Source organism: Gimesia sp., from assembly GCF_048260065.1.
Lineage (GTDB): Bacteria > Planctomycetota > Planctomycetia > Planctomycetales > Planctomycetaceae > Gimesia.
The window spans coordinates 42,626-54,540 of sequence record NZ_JBLXHC010000001.1 but is presented as its reverse complement, the minus strand read 5'-3'; the positions used below and the strand labels follow the sequence as shown (position 1 = coordinate 54,540).

Here is an 11,915-nt window from a genome sequence, read left to right as displayed (position 1 = left end):
GATGATTTTCAACAATAAAGGGACTGATCGAACCGATGGCAACGCAATTTACGAATGATTCCCCCTCCTCTCTCACTGCTGACTGGCTGGTTCTGGCGCTGGTCGAATCGGCTCCTCTGAGCGATTCCGTTGCGGAACTGGACCAGACTTTAGGTGGTCTGATTTCCCGCTTGATTGAAAGTGAAGACTTCACAGGCAAAGCCGGCACGACCACCACACTGCTGGGTATTACCGAAATCAAAACGCCACGTATTCTGCTGGCAGGGCTGGGAACGGCAGAGAGTATCAGCCTCGCTTCACTGGAAAAAGCGATGACGACCGCCGCCCGTGCGATATCCACAAAACCGGATACCAGTATCGTCGTTGCTCTGCCCGATGTGGATAAGAGTGCTCTTTCGACAGAACAGTTCGCAATGGTGACCAGTGCTTCCATGATTGTCGGGGGTGTCGGACAGGATCTGTACCGGAAAGAGGCTGCCAGATTTCCTTTTCGAGAAGTCACTATCGCAGGCAGCGGAGATGCAACCACCTGTCAACAGGCAGTGGATCGAGGCACCATTCTGGGAGAATCGATCAACCTCGCACGCGAAATGGTCAATCGCCACGCGGGAGACATTTTCCCCATCAGCTTTGCTGATCGTGTGGTGGAAGTCGCAAAGGCAACGGGACTGGAAGCCGAAATCCTGGATGAAAACCAGCTCAAACAGGAAAAGATGGGTTCCATGCTGGGAGTCGCGCAAGGCAGCGATCAGCCGGCACGTCTGGCCATTCTGAAACACCAGGGAGCAGATGCATCTGCTCCTACACTGGCCCTGGTGGGCAAAGGGGTCACCTTCGACAGTGGCGGTCTTTCCCTGAAACCGAGTGACGGCATGAAAACCATGAAATGCGATATGGGGGGCGCTGCTGCGGTACTCGGTGCCATGAATGCCATCGCCCAGCTCAAGCTGCCTGTGAATGTCATTGGCTACATGGGTCTGGTAGAAAACATGGTAAATGGTTCGTCCTACAAACTGGGCGATGTTCTGACGGCACGTAACGGCAAGACAATTGAAGTTCTCAACACGGACGCGGAAGGCCGCCTGGTTCTGGCAGATGTTCTGAGTCTTGCCGTCGATCGCGGTGCATCCAACATCATTGACCTGGCAACATTAACGGGCGCCTGCGTCGTCGCTCTGGGTGAAGAGGTGACGGGGGTCTTCGCAAATAACGCCGACTGGTCTCAGGCGGTTCAGGATGCAGCGAAGGCCAGCGGAGAAGACGTCTGGGAAATGCCCATGTTTCCTCAATTTGCCGACCAGTTGAAAAGTGATGTCGCCGACCTGAAGAATGTGGGAACCCGCTGGGGCGGTGCGATCACGGCTGCCAAGTTCCTGGAGAACTTTGTCAGTGAAACACCGTGGGTGCATCTGGATATCGCCGGTCCGGCGTTTGCCGCAGCGAACGCCCCTCATCGTGAAGGGGGCGGGACTGGCTGTATGGTCAAAACGCTGGTGGAAGTAGCAGCTCAGTACGGTTCAGCTAAATAGAAAAAACGATTATTCCTCTGATTCTCTTTCCAGCGCCCCCAGGTCTTTCAAAGATGCTGCAGGGCGTTTTTCAATTCCACGCGGACCTTTGAACTGCTGGAGTACGGGAAAGTTATTCTGAATCGCGACCGGCAGCAGTCCGGCTTTGTTGAGGCACGCTGATTTTGCAGTCAGAAAGAACAGGTTTTTCGATTCATCCTGAAAACCGGGATCATCGCCGGAATGGATCTCTGCTTCCGACTTCACGTTTCCATAGCTGCTCGAGTGGGCAGCTTTCCAGCCTGGTTTGATCCAGTTATAGCTGAGATTTGCCGAACCTTTCTCATCCAGAATTGACAGGCTGTTGCCCGCATGTGAGGTAAACAGAATGTTATTGCGACATTCCAGATGCTCGCTGTCGGTAGACAATCTGACCAGTGTGGTTGATGCGCGCCGTGAGACCATTGTATTGTTGTAAAGAAACAAGGTTCCCTTACGGTAAGCGCTTTCATCACCACTGTCACCGCCGTAATGAATCATCTGAGTGCTGGAATCTTCTTCCAGCTTCACCAGCACATTTCCATACACGTAGGCACTGCGATAGCGGGGATCAAAGCGAATCGTATCGCCACCTTCAGAATCAACCAGATCCAGTTGGCGGTTTCCGCTTTCAATCCAGTTGTATCTGACCACCAGCCCCGCAGAACGGTCCTTCAGGTTATTCCCCAGACAGTTTTTTCTTAAGGGTCCGAGGTAATTTCCCTGGAATGTGATTCCTGCTGCTTCAGTATAAACATTGTGCTCGTAGTAACTGTCGGCAATCCCGTTATGGTAGATCGAACAGTTTTCAACCAGCAGATCTTTCGTATCATACGCCACGAACAGGCCGTTACCGCAATCATGCAGATAGCAGTTACGTATGGTAATGTGTTCCCCTTTTTCGATAAAAATCGCCGCTGCGTTCTGAAAGTATTTCTGCAGACCGTCCGCGCTGAAATAGAAAAAAGAAGGTCGCGCACTGCGAATATCGAGATTCTCAATCACGATGTGAGCAGGCATCGTGTCTTCCGGATCGCGGGCGCCGCCAATCTTGATGATGCCCCGTTGTTCGCCCCAGAAGCGCAGTTGAGGACGTGTCATCGCCCGACGCCCGTCAATCACAGGCAGTTCCCCTTTTTCGGAAGGAATGCCTTTAATGACAATTGGCTTGTCTTTCGTCCCGCGTCGACAGAGAACCCATTTCGTATGGTAAGGCTGAGGCCGCCAGTGAATCTGGACTTCATCCCCGGCAACCAGACTTTCCCAGGGAACCTTTTCAACCAGGGGATATTTCTTCTCGGGACCGACTTCGTAAACAGTCGCTTCGACTTCTGCCGTAAACAGACAAAACAGGCCGCAGATCAGACAGATCAGCATTCGGCTGGAATGCAGGTTATGCAACCTGAGATACCGTAAATTGACACGATCAGGTTGAATCACTCCGCCTGGTCCTTTCTGAACAAGCCCTCTTCGTCTTCCCGGTCTGAAGAAGCTCAGCTCTCACGACCCGCTGACCTGAATATTGAATTCACTGCAGACTAATGAACCTGAGCGGGAACCCACTGCACGGGTCGTGCTCCCGGTCGTGGTTGAGCGGAACTGGGAATCACGGTGGGAGCGTGAAGCAATGCGGGAGGAACCGAGGACATTGGCTCTTCTGCCGCCGGAGCCGGCGCTGGTTTGCCCATGACTCCTTTGGGTCCATGGTCGGGAACTGGTGAAATTTTCTGGGGAACCACTGTAGCAGGTCCCGCATGCGGAGCTACTTCTGGTAGAGCAGACTCCTGCAGATATTCTCCTTCATAAGTATGCGGAGTTTCATATGATTGTGGTCCCTGATAACCCTGAGGACCACAGGTTGGACAACTGGACTGCGGTGCATAAGTCGGCGTAGGGTATGATTCCATAGAACCATCGTCATTCCCGTAGCTGAATGTACCCGATGTAATCATGCCGGGCAGCGTGCTGCCAAAACCGCCGCCACCACAGGGATCACACGTATTACAGGTGTTGCAGGGATCGCAGCTCGAACAGGGATTACAGCAATGCTTCATCATCCGTTGTGCGCGGTGCTTTGAAAGCTTGCATTTGATATCATCCATGAAATCAGTGGGACCATACATGGGGCCGCTGCAGATCATTCCAGTGGCTGGGTCGTAATATCCCGGGCTGGCACAGCCAGTCAGAGGCAGACAAAGGACAATTCCCGCAATCAGTTTGAGCAACGAATTCATTTTGAAAATCCGATTAATCTCTGTTCTTCAGATAAGAGGTGTATAGCATTTCGATGAGAGTAAACTTTTGATGTAAGTTCCCCTTATCGATGTCATCGGCATTTCAAAATGTTAACCTTTAATGATTATATCAATTATGAGGGATTTTTATTTCTCTGCTTCTGGAACACAATTAACGCTGTAAAGCATTTAATAATAAGAGATAAGAGTGGTCTGACATGACAGAACGGGAACAGATACAACTGGGAAAAATCGGGTTCCGCGCCATGTGGAAATTTGGTGGCCTGACACTTTGGGACCTCATCGTGCGCACACTGAAAGGATACGAAAAACACCACCTCAGCGCCCACAGCGCGCAATTCGCCTATTACTCCATCTTCACCTTTTTCCCCCTGCTGATTGTCATCATTGGTTGCCTGGCCCAACTGCCGATCAAAGGCGTCATCCTCAGCGTGGAAAATGCTATCAATCAGGGTTTACCCAGTAATGTCTCGAGCATGCTGTTTGCCCAGATTGAAGACATTCAGCAGAAAACCACAGTCAGTCTGATTGGCGGTGGTCTGCTGTTGCTTGCCTGGGGGGGAGCGCGACTGTTTATCACCATGGAAGTGGGACTGGACTCCGTTTTTGAAGTCGAACATCGTCGATCTTTCCTGAGATCAGGCGGGCTGGCGCTGCTCCTGACCTTTGGTGTCCTGATCCTGCTGCTCACAGCATCCATACTCCTGGTTGTCGGACCGGAAATCGCCAGTCTGCTCGTCGCCAATATTCATGCCACCTGGGTTCATCTCTTTTTTTCAGCGGGTGTCCGCTGGTCGGTGGCTTGTGGTTTCATGTTGATCTCCACCTCCGTTATTTACTGGGCCGTCCCCAGTATCAAATTACCTTGGAAAATATTTACCCCCGGCAGCATGTTCGTCGTCATCAGTTGGGTACTGATGCTGCAGGGTTTCCGGCTTTATGTCGAAAATTTTGCTCACTACAACGAAACCTATGGCACAATTGGGGGATTCATTGTGCTGCTGGCATGGCTGTATCTGACCGGGGCAATTCTGATGATTGGTGGCGAAATAAACGGTGTCATTTACCGGGCCGCCAAGCTCAAAGCGGAAGGGACGGCTTAAGTCGTCAACTTGCGGGTCAGCCAATCAACGTAAAATCGATGCGGTTCCTTATTGACGAAACCAGATAGCGCTCAATAAAATAGACGCATAAGTGAACTCTTATTTTTATTTCGCGCCAAGGATCGCCAATATGTTCCGCGTTGAATTTGGTAAATCAGGGAAGTACTGTGATGGCATCAGCAGACGCCATTTTCTACAGGCAGGGATTGCCGGGATGGGGTCGGCCAGCCTCTCCCAAATTCTGCACGCAAAATCGCTGTCTGAACAGGCTGGCGTGGAAAAGAAAGACACCTCAGTCATTCTACTCTGGCTAGACGGCGGTCCCAGCCACATGGACCTGTATGACCTGAAACCCGAAGCCCCCAGTGAATACAAGGGGATCTGGAATCCCATCCACACCAACGTGCCTGGCATGGACATTACGGAAATGTTCCCCCTGCAGGCACAATGTGCGGATAAATTTTCTCTGGTCCGTTCACTGCATCACAATACCGGCGATCACTTTACCGGCGGTCACTGGATGCTCACCGGTCGGGGTGGAGTCAGTGGTGGCAGCACTCCCGGACGCAATCCTTCCATCTCTGCTATGGCGACGAAAGTCCTGGGGCCGCGTGATCCCAGCATGCCTGCTTATGTTTCCGTTCCCTATGCTTCCAGCATTGGTTTACGTCCTGGCTATTTCGGGGGAAACTTCCTGGGCGTGCAGCACGATCCGTTCGAAACCGAATCCGATCCGAACAGCTCTGGTTTTCAGGTTAAGAACCTCAATCCCACAACGGGGCTGTCGATTGATCGTCTCAAAGACCGCAAGACACTTCTGAAAAGTTTCGACCAGTTGCGTCGCGATGTAGATCAGTCAGGCATGCTTAATTCCATGGATCGCCTGGACCAGAAAGCCTACGAAATGGTGACCGGTGAAAAAGCCCGGCAGGCATTCGATCTGAACTCAGAAAATAATGAGTTACGTGACAAATACGGCCGTCATACCTGGGGACAGAGCGTCCTCCTGGCACGTCGCCTGGTTGAAGCGGGAACGACTTTTGTCACCGTCCACTTTGGTGGCTGGGATCACCACTGGAATCTGCAAAGCGGCATGGACAGTTATCTGCCACGAGTCGATCAGGCAGTCAGTGCCCTGTTTGAAGATCTGGCACAGCGTGGTTTGAGTGAGAAAGTACTCGTCGTACTCTGTGGTGAGTTCAGTCGGACGCCGCGCATGAATAATGGCGGCAACGGTGGGCCTCCCCTCAGTATGGGAACGCCGGGCCGCGACCACTGGGGAAACTCGATGTTCTGCCTGATGGGAGGGGGTGGCGTCAAAGGGGGACGCATCGTCGGTGCGACCAACCGACTGGGAGATGCACCTGCCGACCGTCCTGTACGCCCCGGACATATTCATCACACCATTTATCGTGTGCTGGGCATGGATCCCGAAACCTATTTCCCCGATCATTCCGGCAGACCGATTGTCGCCATCGATCATGGTGAAGTCATACACGAACTATTTTAAAACTACTCAACAGTCTGTAAATTCAAGTGCCTTCCACGACTCCTGACTTAAGTTCTGAAGATCCATCAAAAGAAAAAACGCATTCCCGACAGCGATGGGTTCCATTTCTGTTACTGGTAACGGGGGTGTGTCTGCTCTGGCTGGTCGTCTTCCCACAGATCGCTACCATTCCACAAGTGAAAGCGGACATCGATTTTCTGGAAGAAAAACAGATTGATCCTACCGCCATGTTTTATTCGGATCTGGAAACGATTGAGGATACCGTTCAGGAAGTGACGGATTTCCACAAAGAACACCCGAACGCATTGTGGTAAACTTATGTGAAACCGTTTTCTTTTGAACGAATCTCCCACAGCAGTCTGATCAGAATCATCACTCTCGAACGGAAAGTTTCCCATGAACTCCGATCCCTTCCGGGAGGCTCTTTCCCGATTTCCTTCCAGTCAGGGAAAAACACTGACAGAGCTGTCAGATACAGCGCCGGTCCTGATCGTTTTTCTCAGACATGGTGGCTGTCCTTTCTGTCGGCAGGTACTCGATCAACTGAAGTCGCTCTCTGCTCAACTGGAAGAACGTAATCTGCAACTGGCTATCGTGCATATGATGGACGAAACGGAGGCAGCCCGATTACTGGCCCGCTATCAGTTACAAAACGTACACAGTTTCAGCGACCCGGATCGCAAGCTCTATGAACTCTTTCAGGTCAAACGAGGCAGCCTGGCTGAAACGGTGGGGCCCGCTGTCTGGTGGTCTGGATTCAAAACCACAGTCCTTTCAGGCTATCTCCCTGGCATTCCTGGTAAAGACGTACAACAACTGGGGGCGGCACTGATTCTTGACCGAGGCAAAGTCGTTGCCAGTTACTTCTCGCAAAACTCTGCCGACCTGCCCGACTGGGATCAACTTCTGGCCTGTGAGCTTCCCCGGGAATAACTTAACTTTGATTTCCAATTCAACCACGAACCTGTCATAATGCGAATGCAAGTAACGATCCTCGCATTTTTAATCTCAAAATTGACAGTTTCAACCTCATCATGACTTCCGCTTATCCAGAGACCATTAACGAACTCGAACAACTCGACGAACTGTTAAGCCGCCCCACTCCCCAGGTGGTCGAGGCGTTGCAAAATACTCCCGGCGACATCATTCTTCTCGGCATTGCCGGTAAAATGGGACCGACGTTAGCCCGCATGATTCTGCGTGGCGATGAAGCCGCGGGAATTAAGAGACGAGTGATTGGAGTCAGTCGCTTTTCCGATGAAGCCAGCAGGCAACCTCTTGAAGACCTGGGAATTGAGACCATCAAAGGTGATCTGCTCGATTCCGATTTCATCAGCAGACTTCCCGACGTCCCTAATGTCATTTACATGGCAGGCATGAAATTCGGCGCAACAGGAAACGAGTCGCTCACCTGGGCAATGAATACTTATCTGCCCGCGCTGGTCTGTAACAAATATCGAAACAGCCGAATTACCGCATTCTCAACTGGCAATATTTATGGCCTTGTTCCCGCAACCAGTCAGGGTTCGGTAGAAACGGACAAACCCAATCCCGTAGGCGAGTACGCGATGAGTTGCCTGGGACGTGAAAGAATGTTCGAACACTTCAGCCGCACTCTGAAGATCCCGATGACCATCATCCGTCTGAACTACGCAACCGAATGCCGTTATGGTGTACTCGTCGACCTGGCATTGCAGGTCTACCATGAACAGACGATTGATCTCTCGATGGGCTATGTGAACGTCATCTGGCAGGGGGATGCGAATGCGATGGCACTCTGCTCACTGCCCGAAGGGGCTTCCCCACCGGCGTACTTAAATGTCTCCGGACCTCAAATACTTGAAGTACGTAACATCTGCGAACAGTTTGGGAAACGATTCAACAAACTGCCAAAATTCACGGGAACCGCAGCCGAAGATGCCTTGCTCAACAACGGTCAATCCGGACATACCCGTTATGGGGCACCTCAGGTCAACATTGAACAGATTATTGACTGGACAGCTGACTGGATCCAGCATGAACGCCCCCTGCTCGGTAAGCCGACCCACTTTGAATCACGCAGCGGCAAATTCTAATCACAGCCTGTCAGGCATCAACGCTCGACTTTACAGGAATCTTTTATCGTGAACCCTCCTCTGATCACAGAAATCCTGCAACAGGGAACCGCCATTCCCGCTCATCCCCTGGCGTTGACCGCTTCGCGGAAGCTGGACGAACGACGACAAAGAGCACTCTCGCGGTACTATATTGCCAGCGGTGTCGGCGGCCTGGCAGTGGGCGTACATACGACACAGTTTGAAATTCGCAATCCCGGCATTGACCTGTATCAGCCTGTCCTGCAACTGGCGGCTGAAGAAATGAACCGCGCTGATGAGGAACGAGAGAAACCTCTCCTGCGTGTTGCCGGGATTTGTGGTGAGACGAAACAGGCCACCAGCGAAGCGGCCATCGCACATGAAGCCGGCTATCACTTCGGTCTGCTCAGCCTGTCCGCTCTGAAAAACGCCGATGAAGAGACTTTGATTCAACACTGTCGGGCCGTCTCTGAAGTGATCCCCGTATTTGGTTTCTACCTGCAACCCGATGTCGGAGGACGACTGTTACCGTATTCCTTCTGGCGACGATTCTGTGAAATCGAAAATGTCGCAGCCATCAAGATGGCCCCGTTCAATCGCTATCATACCCTGGACGTCATTCGCGCGGTCGCGGAATCGAGCCGTGAAGATATCGCCTTATATACTGGCAATGATGACAACATCGTTCTCGATCTGGTCACTCCTTTTCGTTTCAACTCGAACGGTAAACAACTCGAACGGCGGATTGTCGGCGGTCTGCTGGGTCACTGGGCTGTCTGGACCAGTAAAGCGGTCGAAATACTCAAAGAGTGTCAACAGGTCGCTGAAACGAATTCAGCGATCCCCCTCGCCACCTTACATCGCAATACGGAAGTCACTGATTGTAACGCGGTACTGTTTGATGTCGCCAATCGATTCCAGGGCTGTATTCCCGGCATCCATGAAGTCTTACGCCGTCAGGGCCTGCTGGAAGGAACCTGGTGCCTGAATCCCGATGAAGTGATGGGCCCCGGTCAGTTGGAAGAAATCGACCGCATTTATGCCGCCTATCCTCATCTTAACGATGATGAGTTTGTTGCTGAACACCGAGACGACTGGCTCAACGGCTGATTATTTTCCAGTATTCAGAAACAGAAACGTCCCCAGTTTGGAGGCAGTCAGGATATCTGTTTTCCCATCCTGGTTGACATCAGACGCTTCGATCTGCACACCAATGCCTGACCAGTCATCGACGAGGTGAGGTTGATAGCTGACTTGACCTTGCCCGCTGCGCTGCAGTTGAAACCAGTAAACCACCGGCGTTTCCCCGGGTTCGATATCTCGTTTGGGACCATGAGCCCAGCGTCGTTTACCAGTCACCACATCCTGCAGACCATCGCCGTCAATGTCAGCCAGAGCGAGTGCATGTGGCTGAGTGAATGCGACACCATACTCTTTCAGTTCACTGCGATCGCCCATCATTTTATGCTGAGTGAAAGTGATTCCGTCTTCCACCTGCTGCTGTTCAAACCAGGCAAGTCCCCAGCCATGGGCGTTGAGACTGGAAATCACGTCATTGTCACCATCTCCATCCACGTCGTAAACCAGCATTTGTGCGCCCCCTTTATCTTTGGAGAACACAAAGGGATGAAACACCCAGTCTGTCTTTCGCTGCGCTGGATTTTCAAACCAGCCATCATTGATCACAATGTCTCTCGCACCGTCTCCATTCAGATCGCCGACACCCGTTCCATGGTAAAAACGATCCCATTCCCCTCCGGGTCCCACAGCATGAAAACGCCAGGGCTTCTCGGGTGCATTCCAGTCTGGTTCCAGCCAGCCCCAATGATTCTCCCAGTGACAGATCAGTTCCGGCTTTCCATCGCCGGTCACATCGACCAGCGGCGGTGACTCCCCCTGCACACGTTCGAATACAAAATGTTTTTTCCATTCCCCGTTTTCTGTGCGTGGGTTTTCATACCAGAAAGCTTTGTGTAGATGCACGCGCCCCAGCACTAGAATGTCATCCCAGCCATCAGAATTGAAATCGTACGCGAACACCAGCATACAGTTACTGGGACTGACTTCCGGAGGCAGAGCTACAGGTTCGTAATAGCTCTGTTTTTTGGCAAACTCTGGTCCCGCATACCAGTAAGGCCCAGCGACGATATCACGTTGTCCGTCATGATTGAAATCGCCACTGGCGACTCCATCTGCGAAATATTTTTCAGTCAGTATTTTTTTGTGAAACTCCGCGCCTTGCATTACGGATGTGAAGAAGCTCAGCGCAGTAAGAGCACTCAGCACAGGGTACAGAACAACTCGTTTCATATTCTCAATTTCCGGGCGTGAGGATGTTTGTGTCTCTGTGACTTCCAGATTGATCAGATAAGCCAAAAACGGTTCTTCAACTCTACAAAACTTTAATCAAAAATCAATTCGTCACGACATAACCCAAGTTTGAAGCCGGGGTTGACGATAATGAGAAAAGGAAGTAATAAAAGGCTCCTTCCCCTGAATAGAAGCCAAGCTCATCACTTCACCGTAAATCATATCTCGATAAGCATTTATCGACGAAGGACCGTCATAATGTTTGATGACAATACCAGCCGAATCCTCCAGGAAGCTGTAAACGAAATGTTAGTCTGGGTAGGTTTTGGGACCCTGGTCGGTCTGGCTGCCAAAGCCATCATGCCCGGTAAAGATCCCGGTGGTGCTGTAAGTACCCTGTTAATGGGTATTGGCGGCAGCGTTGTCGGCTGTGGGACACTGATGTTTTTCTGGGATGGTGCCCGGGTGACGCCGATCAGCACCTTTGGCTTTATTGCAGCGACAGGCGGCGCATTTGTCCTCCTGTTTTTCTATCGTCTGCTCTCTGGTTCTTTCTTTGCGGAAGCCGAAGATGGCGAACGCTGGCTGCACCGACGTCGACGACGTCGCCGTGCCCGCGGCCTGGCTGATGAAACCTACTAAGCAGTCTCAGTTGTGAACCTCTGATTCCCGATTAGATCAGTCATCTCAACCTGCATGATGAGTTGAGAGGTTATTCAAAACTTGCTGCGCAGCGATTTATTGCCATTCAGTAGAAATCTACTCACTTAATTCGCTATCTAAGTAATAAGTGCAAACAAACGAATAAAAAATGCGATCTGGTGGGGATTTGGTGGGGTATCAGAGCCCCTGTTTTTTGCGTTCTGGCTTGCAATACATAACCTAATATTCTATATACTCTTAAAGCACATGGCCGAGTGGCGGAATGGCAGACGCACGGGACTTAAAATCCCGGGTCCGTAAAGGGCGTGCGGGTTCGAGTCCCGCCTCGGCTATCTTTTTCAGATTTCTCTCAAAGTGTTTTCCCCCAAAAGAGAGTGGTATCGGCTCCCTACTAAGCCGCTCGACCTCGGTGCATCTGGAAGTCAATTTGGGGATCCCCCATCCTGCAGTAG

The 11,915-nt window shown here is 51.5% G+C and carries 11 protein-coding genes and 1 tRNA gene; 9 read left to right on the top strand and 3 right to left on the bottom strand.

Annotated elements, in window-relative coordinates; genetic code table 11:
- Window positions 1-35 precede the first annotated feature (35 nt).
- A complete protein-coding gene (locus ACN0YN_RS00200) occupies window positions 36-1,529 on the top strand; it encodes a leucyl aminopeptidase (RefSeq protein WP_417382950.1) in 1,494 nt (497 codons plus the stop codon).
- A gap of 9 nt (window positions 1,530-1,538) precedes the next feature.
- On the opposite strand, the gene ACN0YN_RS00195 is transcribed toward ACN0YN_RS00200, so the two are convergent.
- Window positions 1,539-2,987, bottom strand: coding sequence for a right-handed parallel beta-helix repeat-containing protein (locus tag ACN0YN_RS00195; protein ID WP_417382949.1), 1,449 nt, complete (start codon window positions 2,985-2,987; stop codon window positions 1,539-1,541).
- A 98-nt stretch (window positions 2,988-3,085) separates the two neighbouring features.
- Window positions 3,086-3,781: a hypothetical protein gene (locus ACN0YN_RS00190; protein WP_417382948.1), complete on the bottom strand. Its 696-nt coding sequence runs from the start codon at window positions 3,779-3,781 to the stop codon at window positions 3,086-3,088.
- Between the two features lie 218 nt (window positions 3,782-3,999).
- Here ACN0YN_RS00190 and ACN0YN_RS00185 point away from each other — a divergent pair, with 218 nt between their 5' ends.
- The 6 genes from ACN0YN_RS00185 to ACN0YN_RS00160 all read left to right on the top strand — a co-directional run bounded on the left by ACN0YN_RS00185 (window position 4,000) and on the right by ACN0YN_RS00160 (window position 9,600).
- Window positions 4,000-4,905 carry a YihY/virulence factor BrkB family protein gene (locus ACN0YN_RS00185; RefSeq protein ID WP_417382947.1) on the top strand — a complete coding sequence of 302 codons (906 nt, stop codon included), beginning with the start codon at window positions 4,000-4,002 and terminating at the stop codon, window positions 4,903-4,905.
- Window positions 4,906-5,035: 130 nt separating this feature from the next.
- Window positions 5,036-6,415, top strand: coding sequence for a DUF1501 domain-containing protein (locus ACN0YN_RS00180; RefSeq protein ID WP_417382946.1), 1,380 nt, complete (start codon window positions 5,036-5,038; stop codon window positions 6,413-6,415).
- A 26-nt stretch (window positions 6,416-6,441) separates the two neighbouring features.
- Window positions 6,442-6,729 carry a hypothetical protein gene (locus ACN0YN_RS00175; RefSeq protein WP_417382945.1) on the top strand — a complete coding sequence of 96 codons (288 nt, stop codon included), beginning with the start codon at window positions 6,442-6,444 and terminating at the stop codon, window positions 6,727-6,729.
- A gap of 82 nt (window positions 6,730-6,811) precedes the next feature.
- Window positions 6,812-7,348 carry a SelL-related redox protein gene (locus ACN0YN_RS00170; RefSeq protein ID WP_417382944.1) on the top strand — a complete coding sequence of 179 codons (537 nt, stop codon included), beginning with the start codon at window positions 6,812-6,814 and terminating at the stop codon, window positions 7,346-7,348.
- A 101-nt stretch (window positions 7,349-7,449) separates the two neighbouring features.
- Window positions 7,450-8,490, top strand: coding sequence for an NAD-dependent epimerase/dehydratase family protein (locus tag ACN0YN_RS00165; RefSeq protein WP_417382943.1), 1,041 nt, complete (start codon window positions 7,450-7,452; stop codon window positions 8,488-8,490).
- Between the two features lie 48 nt (window positions 8,491-8,538).
- Window positions 8,539-9,600: a dihydrodipicolinate synthase family protein gene (locus tag ACN0YN_RS00160; RefSeq protein ID WP_417382942.1), complete on the top strand. Its 1,062-nt coding sequence runs from the start codon at window positions 8,539-8,541 to the stop codon at window positions 9,598-9,600.
- On the opposite strand, the gene ACN0YN_RS00155 is transcribed toward ACN0YN_RS00160, so the two are convergent.
- A complete protein-coding gene (locus ACN0YN_RS00155) occupies window positions 9,601-10,800 on the bottom strand; it encodes an FG-GAP repeat domain-containing protein (protein WP_417382941.1) in 1,200 nt (399 codons plus the stop codon). It lies immediately after the preceding gene.
- Window positions 10,801-11,058: 258 nt separating this feature from the next.
- Here ACN0YN_RS00155 and ACN0YN_RS00150 point away from each other — a divergent pair, with 258 nt between their 5' ends.
- Complete coding sequence (locus ACN0YN_RS00150; protein WP_417382940.1) at window positions 11,059-11,442, top strand: GlsB/YeaQ/YmgE family stress response membrane protein; 384 nt, start codon at window positions 11,059-11,061, stop codon at window positions 11,440-11,442.
- 269 nt (window positions 11,443-11,711) lie between these two features.
- Window positions 11,712-11,795, top strand: a tRNA-Leu gene (locus ACN0YN_RS00145).
- Window positions 11,796-11,915: the final 120 nt, after the last annotated feature.